Raw genomic sequence first — 17910 nt, 5'->3', positions numbered from 1 at the left:
GGCCCGCCGCACCCCGTGCCGACCCCACCAACGGCACGGGTGCCGGATGCGCCGGCGCGCTAGGATCGGAGGACTGCGCACGGGCGCGAGGACTTCACGGGGATGCGATGGCAGGACATTCGAATGCGGTCTGGCTGCTGGGCGCGCTGCTGATGGGCGGCGCGGGCACGGCAATGGCGCAGACGGTGACGGCGGCGGACTACGAGCGCGCGGCGAAGATGCTGGGCGATCGCACCGGGCCGCTGGTCGATCACATGGTGAGCGGCGCGAGCTGGCTGGACGACGGCAGCCTGGTGTACCGCGAGCAGGCCGAGGGCAAGACCCGCGCGCTGCGCTTCGATCCGGCCACCGGCAAGACCGCGCCGGCCTTCGACGCCAAGGCGCTGGCCGACGCGATGAACGCGGCCGCCGGCGGCAAGGGCCGGCCGGTGCAGGCGGACAAGCTGCCGCCGATGACGGTGAAGCGCAACGCCGACGGCTCGCTGACGCTGACCAGCCTGTTCGGCGGCAACGCGTTCCGCTGCGAAGTGACCGCCTGCACGGCGGTGGCGCAGGCCAAGGCGAAGTCCGGCAGCGAGCCGGGCGCGGCTTCGCCCGACGGCAGCCGCGAAGCCTTCGTGCGCGACTGGAACCTGTGGCTGCGCGACGTCGCCAGCGGCAAGGAAACCCAGCTCACCTTCGACGGCAAGGCGGACTACGGCTACGCCACCGACAACGCCGGCTGGAAGCACACCGACAACGCCGTCGTGGTGTGGTCGCCGGACGGCAGCAAGCTCGCCACCTTCCAGCAGGACCAGCGCAAGACCAGCACGATGACGCTGGTGGGCACCGGCGTCGGCGCGCCCAAGGTCGAGCAGTGGAAGTATCCGTTCGCGGGCGACGCGGACGTGACCATGATCGAGCGCGTGGTGATCGACCTGTCCGGCGCCAAGCCGCAGGTCGTGCGCCTGCAGATGCCGCCGGACCAGCACCGCTCCACCTGCGCGGACGACGTGGTCTGCAACGACGGCTGGGAAGACGTGCAGTGGGCGAAGGACGGCAAGACGCTGGCCTTCGTCAGCACCGACCGCGGCCACAAGTCGGCGCAGCTGCGCGTGGCCGACGCCGCCACCGGCAAGGTGCGCGACGTGTACAAGGAAACCGTGGCGACGCAGTACCAGAGCGCGCCCGCGCTGGATTCGGTGAACTGGCGCTATCTGCCGGAGAGCAACGAGTTCCTGTGGTTCAGCCAGAAGTCCGACTGGGGCCACCTGTACCTGCACGACCTCGCCACCGGCAAGGAAAAGCGCCAGATCACCAGCGGCGACTGGAACGTCACCCAGATCGTGCGGCTCGATCCGGCCAGCCGGACGCTGTGGATTCGCGGCGTCGGCCATGAGGCGGGGCGCGATCCCTACTTCGTGTACCTCTACAAGGTCGGCATGGATGGCGGCGACGTGCAGCTGCTGACGCCGGAGAACGCCAACCACGCGGTCACCCTGGCGGACGACGGCAAGCATTTCGTCGATGTCTATTCGACCATCGACACCGCGCCGGTGGCGGTGGTGCGCGACGGCGACGGCAAGCAGGTCGCCGAACTGGCCCGCGCCGATCTGTCGCGCCTGAAGGCGGCGGGCTGGGTCGCGCCGGAGTCGTTCACGGTCAAGGCGCGCGACGGCAAGACCGACCTGTACGGCCAGATGTTCAAGCCGTCGAACTTCGATGCGTCGAAGAAGTACCCGATCGTCACCTACATCTACCCCGGTCCGCAGGTCGGTTCGGTGCGCAGCCGCAGCTTCATGGCCGCGCACGGCGACCACCAGGCGCTGGCGGAGCTGGGCTTCATCGTCATCGCCGTGGACGGCATGGGCACGCCGCTGCGCAGCAAGTCCTTCCAGGACGCGTGGTACGGCAACATGGTCGACAACACCCTGCCGGACCAGGTGGCCGCGCTGAAGCAGCTGGCCGCGAAGTACCCGTGGATCGACGCCACCCGCACCGGCATGTGGGGCCATTCCGGCGGCGGCAACGCCACCGTGGCGGCGATGTTCGGCTACCCGGACGTGTACAAGGTCGGCATCGCCGAATCCGGCAACCACGACAACCTCACCTACGAGGACGACTGGGCCGAGCGCTACCACGGCCTGCTGGAGAAGAAAACCGACGGCACCACCAACTACACCGGTCAGGACAACGCGCCCAAGGCGAAGAACCTGAAGGGCAAGCTGTTCCTCTTGCACGGCCTGATGGACGACAACGTGCCGCCGCAGTCCACCCTGCAGGTGGTCGATGCGCTGATGAAGGCCAACAAGGACTTCGACCTGCTGCTGCTGCCGCACGCCCGCCACGGCTTCGGCGCGGACAGCTACTACGTGATGCGCCGGCGCTGGGACTACTTCGTGAAGAACCTGCTCGGCGTGGAGCCGCCGACGCAGTTCGAGCTGAAGCCGGCGGGCATGTGATGCGCGACGGGGCGATCAACTTCGAGGCCAAGCTGGTCCGGTTCTCGGAGCACTGGTCGCCCCGCGTCATCGCGGAGATGAACGACTACCAGTTCAAGCTGGCCAAGTTCCAGGGCGAGTTCGTCTGGCATTCGCACGCGGAGACCGACGAGGTCTTCATCGTCCTTTCCGGCGCGATGGCGCTCGAGTTCCGGGACGGAACGGTGCCGCTCGCCGCCGGCGAGATGTACGTCGTGCCGAAAGGCGTCGAACACCGCCCGGTGGCGCCGCAGGAATGCTGCGTGCTGCTGGTCGAGCCGCGCGGCGTGGTCAACACGGGCGATGCGGGCGGCGCCTATACCGCGCGCAACGACGTGTGGGTGTAGCGAGGCGTTCGGCATGCGTCCCTTCGGGACGTGGCTGGATGGCCTGATCCTCGATGGCATGCAGCGACGGCGCCGCAGGGCGCCGTCGCCGTCTCCGGCCTCAGCGCGCGCCCTGTCCGAACAGGATCTTCTTTTCCTCGTCGCTCAGCGGCTTGCCCGCGTCCGGGTTGACCTGCTTCGACAGCGCGTAGGCGCGCTGCGTGGCCGGGCGCGCGGCGATGTCGGAATGCCAGCGCTCGACGTTGGGGAAGCGGGTGATGTCCAGCGGCGCCTTCGTGTACGGATTGATCCACGGATACGCGGCCATGTCGGCGATGCTGTAGTCGCCGCCGGCGATGAAGGCGCGGCCTTCCAGCCGCTTGTCGAGCACGCCGAGCAGGCGCTCGGTTTCCTTGCGGTAGCGCTCCTTCGCGTAGGCGATGTCCTCCGGCGCATACACGTGGAAGTGGCCGTACTGCCCGGTCATCGGGCCGAGCCCGGCCATCTGCCAGAACAGCCATTCGTTCACGGCGATGCGCTGGCGCAGCGCGGTCGGCGCATCCGCGCCCTCGGGGATGCCGAGGAAGCGGCCGGTCTTGTTGGCGAGGTAGAGCAGGATCGCGCCGGACTCGAACATCGGGATCGGCGCGCCGCCGTCGGCCGGGGCGCGGTCGACGATCGCCGGCATCTTGTTGTTCGGCGAGATCGCCAGGTAGTCCGGTTCGAACTGCGCGCCCTTGCCGATGTCCACCGGCTTGATCGCGTAGTCCAGCCCGGCTTCCTCCAGGAACAACGTCACCTTGTGGCCGTTCGGCGTGGGCCAGTAGTACAGGTCGATCATCGCGGATGCTCCGTGCGTGGGAGCGCCACTCTAGCGCCGGCAGCGTTGCGTTGGAGGCAACATCGCGTTGCGATTACCGATTGGTCATTCCCGCGAAGGCGAGAATCCAGCTCTTGACGTTGCCAGTTCGAACAAATGGCAAGAGCAAAGGCTGGATGGGACAGACGTTCGTCTGTCAAAAGCGGCCCGCCTTCGCGGGAATGACGGGCAAGGGCGGGCTCGCTACGGCAGCGGCCGGCGCTGCGCGGGTTCCGGCGCCACCAGTTTCGCGTCCGCGCCGACGGTCGCGCAGCCGCTGCCGTCGGGCCTGCCCGCGCCGCAGCGGTACACGCGCACGTAGTCCACCAGCATCGCCTGCGGGAACGCGGCCTCGTCGATGCCGGTTGCGTTGACCTTGCCGGCCCAGTCGCCGCCGACCGCGAGGTTGAGCAGCAGGTGGTACTTCGACGCCGCATCGAACGGCGCGCCGGCCGGCGGATCGCTCCACCGGCCGTCCTTGCGCAGCTGCGACCACCAGCCGTCCGCGCGCTGGGTCGCGTAGTGCACGCCGTCGACATACCAGCGGATCTCGCCGGCTTCCCATTCCAGCGCATAGACGTGGAAATCGTCGGCGGGATTGGCGCCGTCGGGCAGCCGGTGCCAGGTGCCCGTGTGCACGTTGCCGGGCGGCGTGCGGCCGTAGTGCAGGGTGCCGTGCACGCGCGTCTCCGGCGTGCCGGGCGCGACGCCGGGTTCGTCCGAGGGCGCGCCCAGGTTCACCGCCTCCATGATGTCGATTTCGCCCGACGATGCCCACGCGCCGTAGGGCGAGCCGGTGGGCAGCATCCAGATCGCCGGCCAGCTGCCCTGCCCGCGCGGCAGCCGCGCGCGGATCTCGAAGCGGCCGAACGTCCATTCCTGCCGGTGCCGGGTGCGCAGCCGCGCCGAGGTGTAGGGCAGGGTGGCCATCGCCTTGCCGCCGCCGTCCGGCGCTGCCGACGCAGTGTAGCGCTCCCGGCGCGCCACGATGTGCAGCAGGCCGTCCGCGAGGAAGGCGTTGGCGCGCGGATGGCGGTCGCGGCGGCGGGTGTAGCACTGCGACTCGTGGTTGCCGCCGCCCCAGCAGTTTTCCTCCAGGTCCCACTTCGACAGGTCGATGGCCTCGCCGTCGAATTCGTCCTGCCAGACCAGCGTCCAGCCCGCGCCCGACCCGGCGGCGGCGCCACCGCCGGGTGCGAGCAGGGCTGCGGCGAGCGCGAGCGCGTGCATGCTCAGCGGACGGGGCAATCGACCTTGCGGTCGTAGTCGGTGCTGGCGGTCACCTTCGCCAGCGCCAGCTGGACCCCGTCGCTGCCGTGCAGGGTGAACGGCATGTCCAGCCTGCCGGTGTCGGCGCCGGCCACGCGCAGGCATTTCAGCTGCACGCCCAGCCGCGTCCATTCGCCCTTCGGCAGCTTCGCCAGCGCGTCGCCGACCGGCACGTCGCCCTTGCAGCTTTCGCCGCAGCCGGCGCCGATCGACGCCTTCGCGCCGACGGGCAGCGCGTCCACGCGCACGGTGGCGACCACGAACACGTCGCCGTTGGTTTCGCGCACCAGATCGACGGGCGTGTTCGAGCGCAGTTCGACGGCGCCGTCGCCCCGGAACGCGAACCGCCGCGCGCCGTCCTGCACCTCGGTGTTGATCGCGGTCATCGCCACCGAGCCGTCGCCGGTGGCGGCGTTGGGATGCACCACGTCCATGGCGTCGCCATCGGCGCCGACCAGCCGCAGGGTGAGGCCGGTGGTGGCGCTGCCGCGGTCGAACCACAGGTTGGTGCGCACGGCGTCCGGGTCGATGCCGGAGTCTTCCGGCAGCGGCGTCCACGCGGGCTTGTCGGCATAGGTCAGGCCGTAGCCAAACGGGAACAGCGGGTCGTAGCCTTGCTGGCCGACGTTGTTGGCGTACTGGTCGGCGCGCTTCGGCCAGGAGAACGACAGCTTGCCGTGGAAATCGAATTGCACGCCGCCGTCGGGCTTGCGCAGCAGCACGTCGGCGATGCCGGCCCCTTCCGAGCCCGGCAGCCACGCGGCGACGAAGGCGTCGGCGGCGTTGAGCTCGCGGTTCATCCACAGCGGACGACCGCTCAGGAACACCGCCACCACCGGGATGCCGTCGGCCTTGAGCCGCTTGAGCAGTTCGAGGTCGCCGGACTTGCCGGCCTTGAACATCAGGTTGGGCAGGTCGCCTTGGAATTCGGCGTAAGGCTCCTCGCCGAACACCACGACGGCGACGTCGGGCTTCGCCCTGTACTTGCCGTCCGCCGCCAGTTCGGCCTTGCCGCCGGCCGCTTCGACCTGCTGGCGGAAGCCGTCCCAGATCGAATCGGCGTTCGGGAAATCCGCGCGTTTGGTGCCGTCGCCCTGCCAGGTCAGCGTCCAGCCGCCGGTCTGCTGGGTCAGGTTGTCGGCGCCGCCGCCGGCCAGCAGCACGCGCTGTTTCGGCGCGAGCGGCAGCAGGTGGCCTGCGTTCTTCAGCAGCACCAGCGATTCGCGCACCGCGCGGCGCGCGACGGCGCGGTGTTCGGGCGAGCCCAGCAGTTCGAACCTGCCGCCCAGCGCGCGCTGCGAGGGCTTCGGCTTCTCGAACAGGCCCATCCGGAACTTCGCGCGCAGGATGCGGCGCACCGCGTCGTCGAGGCGCGCCATCGGCAGCGTGCCGGCCTTCACGTGCGCCAGCGTCGTTTCGTACAGGCCCTTCCAGCTGTCGGGCGCCATCGCCATGTCGAGGCCGGCGTCGAAGGTCTGCGCGCAGTCGGTATTGCTGCAGCCCTTCACCTGCCCGTGGCCGTTCCAGTCGCCGACCACGAAGCCGCCGAAATGCATGCGGTCCTTCAGCACGCCGGTGAGCAGCGCCTTGTTGCCGTGCATCTTCTCGCCGTGGAAGCTGTTGAACGAGGCCATCACCGATTGCGCGCCGGCCGCGATCGCCGGCACGTAGCCGGCGGCGTGCACGTCGCGCAGCGTCGCTTCGCTCACGAGGGTGTCGCCCTGGTCCTTGCCGTTGGTGGTGCCGCCGTCGCCGAGGAAGTGCTTGACCGTGGTCATCACGTGGGCGTCGTCGAGGAAGTCGGCGGCGCCGGCCTTGCCCTGCAGGCCTTCCACCATCGCCGGCGCGAACTGCGCCACCACCTCGGGGCTTTCCGAATAGCCTTCGTAGCTGCGGCCCCAGCGATCGTCCTGCGGCACCGCCACGGTCGGCGCGAACGTCCATTCCATGCCGGTGACGCGCGTCTCGGCGGCGGTGATGCGGCCGATCTCGCGGATCAGCTCCGGGTCGCGGGTCGCGCCCAGCCCGATGTTGTGCGGGAACAGCGTCGCGCCGACGATGTTGCTCTGGCCGTGCACGGCGTCGATGCCCCAGATGACCGGAATGGCATGGCCGCCGCCGGCCGTGTCCATCGACGCTTCCCAGAACGCGTCGGCCAGCGCCAGCCAGTCCTTCGCCGGGGCGTTGTAGCGCTTGCCGGGGTCGGAGCCGCCGCCGGCCAGGATCGAACCCAGCCGGTACTTGCGCAGGTCGTTCGGGGTGATCGAATCGATGTCGCCCTGGATGATCTGGCCGACTTTCTCCTCCACCGTCATCGTCGCCATCAGCGCGTCGATGCGCCGCTCCAGCGCCGGATCGGCGGGCAGCGGCCACGCCGGCTGCGGCCATTCGGCGGGATGGATCGTCACCGGGCCGGCAGATGCGGCCGGCGCCTGCGCGGCGTGCAGCGAACAGGTGCAGACGGCCACGGCGGCGGCCAGCGCGCCGATGCGCAGCGGCCGGCGGCGCGTGGACAGGGAAGAGGCGGAGAGGCGAAGCTTCATGGACGGCGGGCTCCTGAGGGTTCGATGGGCGGCGACGGAAGATTTGGTGCAGGGCGCCATGACAGCGTTGTCACGTGGCCGCAGAATAGCGGCTGCGGCCCGCGATGGCTTGTTGCATAGCGGCATGCCGCGGCGGGTAAGGTGGCGGCAGCGCCCGCATGCAGCCGGCGCAGGGGCCGGCGGTCGGAACCGGAAGTCGAATCGGAAGGTTATGGGCAACAGGAAGCGCGAAGGAAGCGACGACGCCGTCGGCAGGCCCAAGGCCGGCCGCGTGCGCATCGAGGACGTGGCCGAGCGCGCGGGCGTGTCGATGAAGACCGTCTCGCGCGTGCTCAACAACGAGCCGAACGTGTCCGAGCGCACCCGCCAGCGGGTCGAGGCGGCGGTGGAGACGCTGCGCTACCGCCCGCTGCCCTCGGCGCGGGTGTTGGCCGGGCGGCGCTCGTACCTGGTGGCGCTGCTGTTCGACAACCCGTCCGCCAACTACCTGATGGAAATCGAGATGGGCGTGCTGGACGCCTGCCAGGCGCAGCACTACAACCTGATGCTGGCGCCGCTGAGCTACGGCGCCGACGACCTGGTCGAGAAGGTCGAGGCGCTGGTGCTGCAGTCGCAGCTGGACGGCGTGGTGCTGACCCCGCCGATCACCGACCACGTGGCCCTGCTGCGCCGCCTGGAGGAGCTCGGCATTCCCTACGCCAGCATCTCCGCCAAGGAGCAGAACCGCCACGTCGGCGTGGTGGTGGACGAATACGGCGCGGTCTGCGAGCTGATGGCGCACCTGGCCGCATTGGGGCACCAGCGGATCGGCCACGTCATGGGCCACGCCGCGCACGGAGCCAGCGGCTGGCGGCTGGCCGGCTACCGCGAGGGCCTGCGCCGCGCCGGCCTGCGCTACGACCCGGCGCTGGTGGTGGAAGGCGAGTTCTCCTACGAATCCGGCGTCGCCGCCACCCACCGCCTGCTCGATCTGGAGCGCCCGCCGACCGCGATCTTCGCCGCCAACGACGACATGGCCGCCGGCGCGATCTGCGCCATCGGCGAGCGCGGGCTGTCGGTGCCGCGCGACGTGTCGGTCTGCGGCTTCGACGACACGCCGATCGCGCGCCAGATCCACCCCGCGCTGACCACCATCCGCCAGTCCACCCGCGACATGGGCCGGCTGGCGGCGGCGGAGCTGCTCAAGGACATCCGCGAGCTGGGGGCGGGCGGGATCGTGGACGTGCCGTACACGCTGCAATTGCGGCGTTCGACGGGGCCGGTCGGCGCATAGGAAGCGGCGTTTTCTGCACCTCACTATGTCGATGGGGACAGGGAAGTCGCCCTTCATCGGCCTGCTTTCCCTTTTGCAGCGCAGCAAGAATTTCTCCGGATTCCGCATTGCGGCGCCATTTGCGTTCTCTGCTGCGCCGCAATTTGACAACGCTGTCATATTGCCTTCCTAATGCCGGCGCGACACCGGGGAGGTGGCGCTCGGTACCCGCCGCTTCCCCGGCACTCATCAATCCGTTCATGCGAATCCTGGAGGGGAGAAGACCATGAAGCACCGTCACGCAGCACCCAGAAAGCGCCTGCTCGCCACCGCCATGCTGTTCGCGCTGGGTGCGCCCGCATTGGCGCAGGAAGCCGCACAGGCACAGTCGTCGAACTCCGCCCAGGCGGACGACAAGGAAGCCAAGGACCTGGACACCGTGGTGGTGAAAGGCATCCGCGGCAGCATGCAGTCGTCGATGAACCTCAAGCGCGACTCGCAGGGCGTAGTGGACGGCATCGTGGCCGAGGACATCGGCAAGTTTCCGGACACCAACCTCGCCGAATCCCTGCAGCGCATCACCGGCGTGTCGATCGACCGCTCGATGGGCGAAGGCTCGAAGGTGACGGTGCGCGGCGTCGGCCCCGACTTCAACCTGGTGCTGCTCAACGGCCGGCAGATGCCCGCTTCCAGCATCGAGGCCACCAATGCCTCCAACTCGCGCGCGTTCGACTTTGCCAACCTGGCGTCCGAGGCGATTTCCGGCGTCGAGGTCTACAAGACCAGCCGCGCCGCCACGCCCACCGGCGGCATCGGCGCGACCATCAACATCAAGACCACCCGGCCGCTGGAAAGCGGGCCGCTGGCGAGTTTCGGCGTCAAGGCCGTGCACGACACCTCCGCGGGCAACCTGCCGGACGTGATGAAGGGAAGTTCGTGGACCGGCGAATACTCCGGCATCTTCAGCCGTACCTTCGCCGACGGCCGCTTCGGCTTCGCCCTGACCGGCAGCTACCAGGATCGCGACCTCGGCTACAACGAAGCCGGCGCCGCCGGCGGCTGGTACGCCTGCCCGAAGTGGTGCGGGCCGTTGAGCCAGCCCGGCCCCGCCGCCAACGCGACCAATCCGCCGGGCGCGGGCGACGTCTATTCGCTGCCGCAGAACATGCTGTATGCACTGAACGCGGTGAAACGCAAGCGCACCAACGCGCAGGCCACGCTGCAGTTCAAGGCGACCGACAGCATCACCGCCACGCTCGACTACACCTTCTCCGAGAACCGCATCCAGCAGCGCCGGCACGAACTGTCCACTTGGTTCAACCAGCTCGCCACCGCGACCTCGTGGACGGACGGCCCGGTCGCCGCGCCGATCACCTACACCGAAGCCGCCAACGGCGCCGACCTGGCGATGGCCGGCGCGCTGTTCGCGACCAAGAACGAGAACAAGTCGCTGGGCTTCAACGTGGAATGGGCGGCCAGCGACGCGCTGAGCCTGGAGTTCGACTACCACAGTTCCAGCGCCGAATCCGGCGCCGACAGCCCGTACGGCTCCAATAACGTGATCGGCACCGCGGCGTTCGTGCGCGGCACGACCAGCGTGGATTACAGCGGCGACCTCCCGATCCTCAACGTGCAGCTGCCGGCCGGCATGACCCAGGTGCCGGCCAGCGCGATGATGGTCACCGGTTCCTCGTTCCGCAACAGCTACATGAAGTCGAACGTGGACCAGGGCCAGGTGCGCGGCCAGTTCGTCTTCCAGAATTATTCCAAGCTCGACTTCGGCGTTTCGCATACACGCGTGAAAAACCGAACCGCCTACAATTTCGTCCAGCGCGACGATTGGGGCGGCTTCGCCGGCGGCGCCGCGGACTACGCGGACGATCTGTGGATCGCCGACGACATGAGCCGCTACTTCAGCAGCTTCTCCAACAGCGATTCGCTGTTCGGGCAGTTCTTCGTGTTCGATTTCGACAAGGTGCGCGATGCCGCCATCGCCGCGCGCGGCGGCGACGCCGTGCCCTACCTGTCGCCGACCGGATTCACCACCGATCGCCGCGCCACCGAAACCTCGCAGAGCGCCTATGCGCAGTGGAGCAACGTCTGGGGCGAGAAAATGCCGTTGCACACCGCGGTAGGCCTGCGCTACGAGAAGACCGACGTGGTGTCGCGCGCGCTGGTGCCGATCGCCACCGGGCTGGTGTGGACGGGCAGCAACGAGTTCTCGGTGCAGTACGGCGCGCCCGACTTCACGGAGCTGAAGGGAAGCTACAAGTACTGGCTGCCGAGCCTCGACTTGGGCCTGGAGATTTCCGACCAGGTGATGTTGCGTGCCAGCTACGGCGAGAGCATCGGCCGCCCGCAGTGGAACTACATCCAGGGCGGCCAGACCATCGACTCGTTCGCTGCCTACGAAGGCGGCACCGGCAACCAGGGCGATCCTGGCCTGAAGCCGCTGGAGGCCCGCAACTTCGACCTGTCGCTGGAGTGGTACTACGGCGAGGCGAGCTACGTGTCGGTGGGCTGGTTCCGCAAGAACATCGACAACTACATCGGCACGTCCAGCATCGAACTGACCCATCCCGACCTGCACACGCCGGTCGGCGGCGCCTACTTCAACGAGGCGGTGGCCAACGGCTGCGATCCGGCCGGCACCGATTTCCGCGCCTGCGTGCGCCAATACATCTTCACCAACCACGCGAACGATCCTGGCGTGACGGTGACGGGCCTCGACCAATCCGGCAATCCCACCGGCACCATCGCCGGCCAGCCGGGCGATCCGTCGGCGGTGTTCCGCATCACGGTGCCGGTCAACAAGGACTCGAACATGCTGCGCGGCTGGGAGCTCAACGTGCAGCACATGTTCGGCGACAGCGGCTTCGGCATGTCCGCCAACTACACCATCGTCAAGTCCGACCTGACTTACGACAACTACAACCTCGAGGAGCAGTTCCCGCTGGTGGGCCTGAGCGATTCGGCGAACCTGGTTGGCTTCTACGACAAGGGGCCGTGGCAGATCCGCGCGGCCTACAACTGGCGCGACGAGTTCCTGACCAGCACCTGGGACAGCTGGCGGCCGAACCCGATCTACGTCGATCCGTACGGCCAGCTCGACCTCAATATCAGCTACCAGTTCAACGAGCACCTGACCCTGATGGCCGAGGCGATCAACCTGACCGACGCGACCATGCGCACGCACGGACGCAACGACCTGCAGACCTTCCTTGCCACGCAGACCGGGCCGCGTTACATGCTGGGCCTGCGCTACAAGTTCTGATGTTTCTCCAGTGGAGGGCGGCGGCGTTTTGCCGCCGCCCTTTTTTTCGGGTCGGCCCAACACATATGGAACGCGAGCGATGCGTTTCCGTCGGCCTGATGTGATCCGGTCCGCGCATGACGATCCGCCGGTTCGGGTATCGTGAACCTCCGGCCCGCTGGTCGTGGACGCCGCATGCTGCCGCAGATCGATCCCACTCCCATCCATGAAGTTCCAGCGCATACGCCGCTGGAAGCGGTGCTGTCGTCGTCGCGGCCTGCGGTGATCCGCGGACTGGTGTCGGGGTGGCCGCTGGTGGCTGCCAGCCACAGCGGTGACGAGCAGGCGGTGGCCTATCTCAAGCGCTACGCCAACGACGCGCTACCGGCCATCGCCACCGTCGCGCCGCCGCAGGCGCGATTCTTCTACGACGACGACTTCCGCGGCTTCAATTTCCGCCGCGAGCCAGTGGCGCTGACGGCCGCGCTCAACACCCTGTTGCGCGACCGCGTGCGTGCCGACGCGCCCACCATATATCTCGGCGCGACCACCTGCGAGACCTTCCTGCCGGGGCTGTGCGCCGACAATCCGCTCGACCTCGGCGGGCGCGACGCGCTGGCCAGCATCTGGATCGGCAACCGCAGCCGCGTTCCCGCGCACCAGGACCTGCCGGACAACCTGGCTTGCGTCGCCGCCGGCCGTCGCCGTTTCCTGCTGTTCCCGCCTGAGCAACTGCCCAACCTCTACGTCGGTCCGCTGGACGTCACGCCCGCCGGCCAGCCGGTGAGCCTGGTGGATCCGCTGGCACCCGACCTCGAACGCTTCCCGCGTTACGCCGAAGCCATGCGGCATGCGCAGACGGCGATACTGGAATCGGGCGACGCGCTGTTCATCCCGTCGATGTGGTGGCACCACATCGAGGCGCTGGAGCCGTTCAACGTGCTGGTCAACTACTGGTGGCGCTCGGCGCCCGCGTACATGGACGCACCGGTGAACGCGCTGATGCTCGCCATCCTGTGCCTGCGCGATCTGCCGCCGGAGCAGCGCGCGGCCTGGCAGGAAACCTTCCGCCACTATGTGTTCGAGTTCGATGCCGAACGGGTCGCCGGCCACATCCCCGAACACGCGCGCCACGTGCTGAGCGCGCTCGATGCCGACAAGGCCGCGAATCTGCGAGCGCACCTGCTGCGCAACCTGCAGAAACAGGACGCGGCGCAGGGCTGACGCCGCCGCGCCCGTCCGCACCGGCGCTTAGTGCCCGCCTTCCGCCGTCAGCTTGTCCAGGTCGATGCCCTGCGCCTTGAGGATGCCGGCAGCGCGCAGCGCGTAGAACGCGAGGTAGGCGAAGCAGATCACGCCGACCCAGAAGCTCATGTGGATGCCCACCGCATCCGCCAGCAGGCCTTGCAGCAGAGGCACCAGCGCGCCGCCCATGATCATCATGATCAGCAGGCTGCTGCCCTGATTGGTGTGGCGGCCCAGACCGGCGATCGCCAGCGCGAAGATGCACGGCCACATCGTGCTGCAGAACAGGCCGGAACTGATGAAGGCCACGGCGCTGGCATTGCCGTCGCTGAACATGCCGATCAGCAGCGCGGCGATCCCGCACAGCGCGAAGTACAGCAGCATCCGCGCCGGGTTGCCGCGGCTGAGCAGGGTGGCCGCGATCATCAGCACGATCACGCCCGCATAGCCGTAGAACTGCGCCACTTCATGGCGAAGGATGGCGTTCACCGCGAGAAAGACACCGAACGCGATGAACGGCAAGATCAACGTCAGCATCTTCTTCGCGCCGGAGCCGATCTCGAACGCACCCGCCGCGCCCGTCCAGCGGCCGATCATCAGGCTGGCCCAGTACAGCGACACATAGGGCGCAACCGAGGCCGTTTCCACGCCGAGGTTCTCGCGCATATACGCCGGCAGGTGCGCGCCGGTGGACACTTCGACGCCGACGTACAGGAAGATCGCGATCATCCCCAGCACCAGCTGCGGATATGCGAAGGCGGAGCGCCGGTGCGCCAGCTTCGAGCTGTCCTCGGCTTCGTCGCGCGCCACCTCCTCCAGGTCGATGTGATTGGGCACCGACGAGAACTTGATGAACAGCGCCACCAGCACGAACGCCGCGCCCAGCACCAGATAAGGCGTCTTGACGCTTTCGATGCTGGCCTCGGTATTGCCGGTGGCGACGCTGCCGAAGATCGCCACGCTGACCAGCAGCGGGCCGATGGTGGTGCCGAAATTGTTGACGCCGCCGGCCATGGTCAGCCGCTGCGCGCCGGTGGCCGGGTTGCCCATCACGATCGCCAGCGGGTTGGCGGCGATCTGCTGCAGCGAGAAGCCGAGGCCGACGATGAACAGGCCAGAGAGCATCAGCGCGAACGAACCGCTGTTGGCCGCCGGATAGAACAGCAGCGTGCCCAGTGCCGAGATCAGCAGGCCCACGCAGATGCCGTTCTTGTAGCCGATCCGGTTCAGCAGGTCGCTGCCGACCGATTTGGACACGCCGAAATAGATCAGCGAACCGACGGTGTAGGCAATGTAGAACGCGAATGACACCAGCTGGCTTTGGGTGTGGCTGAGATTGAAGGCCTTCTGGAAGACCGGGATCAGGATGTCGTTGCTGGCGGCGACGAAGCCCCAGAAGAAGAACACCGTGATGAGGACGCCGAACTGCGACCAACGTGTTTGCTGGTGGGCCATGGGTTCCTGCCGTGTCGAATGTTGTCGTGTGCGCCACGGCGGCGGACGCCGGCCGTGTTCCCCGGGCGCCCGATCGCGGGCGCAGCGATGCTTGTACAGGGCCTTTGACAACGCTGTCAAATAACCTCGGGAAATAGTCGGCGCGCGGTTGACGGGCCTGCGGTTTGCCGCTGCAATGCAGCAATTCCGCGCGGCGCCCGACCTCGCTTCGCGCATCCATGACCCAGACCGCCGACCGCCCGCCGATGACGCCCGACCCCAATTCCCGCCTGCGCCCGCTGCCCACGCTGATCTTCGCCTCGCGCTGGCTGCAGCTGCCGCTCTACCTCGGCCTGATCGTGGCCCAGGGCGTCTACGTGGTGCTGTTCCTGAAGGAACTGTGGCACCTGATCCACGGCGCGGTCAGCCTGAGCGAGCAGGACATCATGCTGCTGGTGCTGGGCCTGATCGACGTGGTGATGATCTCCAACCTGCTGATGATGGTGATCGTCGGCGGCTACGAGACTTTCGTCTCGCGCATGCAGCTGGAGAACCATCCCGACCAGCCGGAATGGCTGAGCCACGTCAACGCCAGCGTGCTCAAGGTCAAGCTGGCGATGGCGATCATCGGCATCTCCTCGATCCACCTGCTCAAGACCTTCATCGAAGCCGGAACGCTGGGCGGCTTGCCGCTGTGCGGCGGCGTCGATGCGGCCGCCGCGGCGGCGCTCGCCACCACCGCCGCCAAGACCTGCACCAAGGTCACCTCCACCGGCGTGATGTGGCAGACCATCATCCACTGCGTGTTCATCCTGTCCGCGCTGGGCATCGCCTGGACCGACAAGGTGATGACCGCCAGCGCCGGCAAGCGCGAGCACGCGGCGCACTGAGCGCTCGCTCGTCTTCCCGCGAAAGCGGGAATGACGGAGTCGGTTCCGCATTGCCTTAAAATGCGGCGATGGATGTCTCCCACCTCCTCGACGGGCTGAACCCGGCCCAGCGCGAGGCCGTTTCCGCCGCGCCCGGCCACTACCTCGTGCTGGCCGGCGCGGGCTCCGGCAAGACCCGCGTCCTCACCCACCGCATCGCCTGGCTGCACGAGGTGTTCGGCGTGCCGCTGCACGGCATTCTCGCCGTCACCTTCACCAACAAGGCGGCGGGCGAGATGCGTTGGCGCATCGCCGCGCAGCTGGGCGGCGAACCGCGCGGCGCGTGGATCGGCACCTTCCACGGCATCGCCCATCGCCTGCTGCGCCTGCACTGGCAGGAAGCGAAATTGCCGGAAGGCTTCCAGGTGCTGGACAGCGACGACCAGCTGCGGCTGGTCAAGCGCGTGGCGCAGCAGCTCGAACTCGACGACGGCCAGTTCCCGCCGCGCCAGATCGCCTGGTGGATCAACGCGCAGAAGGACGAGGGCCGCCGCCCGCAGCATATCCAGCCCGCCGCGAACGATCCGTGGAACGACGCGCTGCTGCGCGCCTACGCCGCCTATCAGGAGCGCTGCGAACGCGCCGGCCTCGTCGATTTCGCAGAACTGCTGCTGCGCGCGCACGAACTGCTGCGCGACAACCCGGCGCTGCTGGCGCACTATCGCCACCGCTTCGGCCAGATTCTGGTCGATGAGTTTCAGGACACCAATGCAATCCAGTACGGCTTCGTGCGCCTGCTCGCGGGCGACTCCGGGCAAGTGTTCGTGGTTGGCGACGACGACCAGGCCATCTACGGTTGGCGCGGCGCGAAGGTGGAGAACGTGCAGCGCTTCCTGCGCGACTTCCCCGGCGCGCAGACCATCCGCCTCGAACAGAACTACCGCTCCAGCGCCAACATCCTCAACGCGGCGAACGCGGTCATCGCCCACAACGACGACCGCCTCGGCAAGCGCTTGTGGACGGACGCCGGCGAAGGCGAAACCATCGACCTGTACGCCGCCTACAACGAGATGGACGAAGCCGCCTACGTGGTGGACCGCATCGCCCAGTGGGTGCGCGACGGCGGCAGCCACGGCGACGCCGCGATCCTCTACCGCAGCAACGCGCAGTCGCGCGCGTTCGAAGAGGAACTGCTGAAACGGCAGATCCCGTACCGCGTCTATGGCGGCATGCGCTTCTTCGAGCGCGCCGAAATCAAGGACGCGCTGGCCTACCTGCGCTTGCTCGCCAACCGCGACGACGACGCGGCGTTCGAGCGCGCGGTCAACACGCCCGTGCGGGGCATCGGCGACCGCACGCTGGACGAGATCCGCCGCACCGCGCGCGAACACCGCGAATCGCTGTGGCGCGCCTCGCGCCGGCTGTGCGAACACTCGGCGCTGGCCGCGCGCGCGCGCAACGCCGTGGCTGGCTTCCTCCAACTGATCGACACGCTGGCCGGTGAAACCGCCAGCATGCCGTTGGCGGAAAAGACCGACCACGCGCTGGCGCGCTCCGGCCTGCGCGTGCACTACGAAAACGAATCGCGCGGCCAACAGGATTCGCGCACCGACAACCTCGACGAATTGGTGTCGGTCGCCTCGCGCTTCGTGCGCGGCGACGAGGAAGACGCCGCGTCGATGCCGGAACTGATCGCCTTCCTCGCCTACGCCGCGCTAGAAGCCGGCGAGGGGCAGGCGCAGGCGGGCGAGGACGGCGTGCAGCTGATGACCCTGCACAGCGCCAAGGGACTGGAGTTCCCGCTGGTCTTCCTCGTTGGTCTGGAAGAAGGGCTGTTCCCCAACATGCGCTCGGCGGAAGAGCCGGGCCGCATGGCCGAGGAGCGCCGCCTCGCCTACGTCGGCATCACCCGAGCCCGCCAGCAGCTGGTGCTGTGCCACGCCGAATCGCGCCGCATCCACGGTAGCGACATGTACGGCCTGCCGTCGCGCTTCCTGCGTGAAATCCCGAAATCTCTACTGCGCGAAATCCGTCCGAAGCCGCAGGCCACCTTCGCACGCGGCGGCTTCGCCCAACAGCCGCGCCGCGACTTCGGTCACGCCCCGCTGGAAGCCCCGCCGATCCGCCTCGGCGCCAACGTCCGCCACCCCAAGTTCGGCACCGGCTTCGTCACCGACGTGGAAGGCAGCGGCGCGCACGCGCGCGTGCAGGTGAATTTCGATGAGGTGGGCAGCAAGTGGCTGGTGATGGCCTACGCGAATCTGACGCCGGCGTGAGTTGTTTGCTCGTCTGCCAGCGAAGGCGGGCATCCGGCTTCTGGAGTTGCCGGCTTGTCACAAGAATCCAAAGATAAAAGCTGCACTCCGGCCTTCGCGGAAGTGACGGATCGAGGCGTGGTGCG

General features: G+C 68.2%; 11 protein-coding genes. 7 read left to right on the top strand and 4 right to left on the bottom strand.

What is annotated here, in order from left to right; genetic code table 11:
• Nucleotides 1-107 precede the first annotated feature (107 nt).
• Nucleotides 108-2441: a S9 family peptidase gene (locus tag H9L17_RS07375; protein ID WP_187571679.1), complete on the top strand. Its 2334-nt coding sequence runs from the start codon at nt 108-110 to the stop codon at nt 2439-2441.
• Nucleotides 2441-2806 carry a cupin domain-containing protein gene (locus H9L17_RS07370; protein WP_187571678.1) on the top strand — a complete coding sequence of 122 codons (366 nt, stop codon included), beginning with the start codon at nt 2441-2443 and terminating at the stop codon, nt 2804-2806. Before H9L17_RS07375 ends, H9L17_RS07370 begins: the two co-directional genes overlap by 1 nt.
• A 100-nt stretch (nt 2807-2906) precedes the next feature.
• Here H9L17_RS07370 and H9L17_RS07365 read toward each other — a convergent pair whose 3' ends face one another.
• The 3 genes from H9L17_RS07365 to H9L17_RS07355 form a co-directional block, all read right to left on the bottom strand.
• Nucleotides 2907-3626, bottom strand: coding sequence for a glutathione binding-like protein (locus tag H9L17_RS07365; RefSeq protein ID WP_187571677.1), 720 nt, complete (start codon nt 3624-3626; stop codon nt 2907-2909).
• 222 nt (nt 3627-3848) lie between these two features.
• Complete coding sequence (locus tag H9L17_RS07360; protein ID WP_187571676.1) at nt 3849-4874, bottom strand: glycoside hydrolase family 16 protein; 1026 nt, start codon at nt 4872-4874, stop codon at nt 3849-3851.
• 2 nt (nt 4875-4876) lie between these two features.
• A complete protein-coding gene (locus tag H9L17_RS07355) occupies nt 4877-7456 on the bottom strand; it encodes a glycoside hydrolase family 3 protein (RefSeq protein WP_187571675.1) in 2580 nt (859 codons plus the stop codon).
• A 211-nt stretch (nt 7457-7667) separates the two neighbouring features.
• Here H9L17_RS07355 and H9L17_RS07350 point away from each other — a divergent pair, with 211 nt between their 5' ends.
• The 3 genes from H9L17_RS07350 to H9L17_RS07340 all read left to right on the top strand — a co-directional run bounded on the left by H9L17_RS07350 (nt 7668) and on the right by H9L17_RS07340 (nt 13185).
• Complete coding sequence (locus H9L17_RS07350) at nt 7668-8729, top strand: LacI family DNA-binding transcriptional regulator (RefSeq protein ID WP_187571674.1); 1062 nt, start codon at nt 7668-7670, stop codon at nt 8727-8729.
• Nucleotides 8730-8994: 265 nt separating this feature from the next.
• Nucleotides 8995-11982 carry a TonB-dependent receptor gene (locus H9L17_RS07345; protein ID WP_246455190.1) on the top strand — a complete coding sequence of 996 codons (2988 nt, stop codon included), beginning with the start codon at nt 8995-8997 and terminating at the stop codon, nt 11980-11982.
• 174 nt (nt 11983-12156) lie between these two features.
• Nucleotides 12157-13185 (top strand): cupin-like domain-containing protein, encoded by a 1029-nt coding sequence (locus H9L17_RS07340; RefSeq protein ID WP_187571673.1) that lies wholly within the window; start codon nt 12157-12159, stop codon nt 13183-13185.
• Between the two features lie 27 nt (nt 13186-13212).
• Here H9L17_RS07340 and H9L17_RS07335 read toward each other — a convergent pair whose 3' ends face one another.
• Entirely contained in the window at nt 13213-14661 is a 1449-nt protein-coding gene (locus H9L17_RS07335) for a sugar MFS transporter (RefSeq protein WP_187571672.1), read from the bottom strand.
• Between the two features lie 218 nt (nt 14662-14879).
• Between H9L17_RS07335 and H9L17_RS07330 the strand changes: the two genes are divergently transcribed.
• Together H9L17_RS07330 and uvrD are read left to right on the top strand one after the other, a co-directional pair.
• Nucleotides 14880-15530, top strand: a complete 651-nt coding sequence (locus H9L17_RS07330) for a TIGR00645 family protein (RefSeq protein WP_425507410.1) — start codon at nt 14880-14882, stop codon at nt 15528-15530.
• Between the two features lie 68 nt (nt 15531-15598).
• Nucleotides 15599-17785: a DNA helicase II gene (gene uvrD, locus H9L17_RS07325; protein ID WP_187571671.1), complete on the top strand. Its 2187-nt coding sequence runs from the start codon at nt 15599-15601 to the stop codon at nt 17783-17785.
• Nucleotides 17786-17910: the final 125 nt, after the last annotated feature.

It is taken from the genome of Thermomonas brevis (assembly GCF_014395425.1).
In the GTDB taxonomy this organism is placed as follows: domain Bacteria; phylum Pseudomonadota; class Gammaproteobacteria; order Xanthomonadales; family Xanthomonadaceae; genus Thermomonas; species Thermomonas brevis.
The sequence above is the reverse complement of the archived record's forward strand: the minus strand, read 5'-3'. Positions and strand labels throughout refer to the sequence as shown.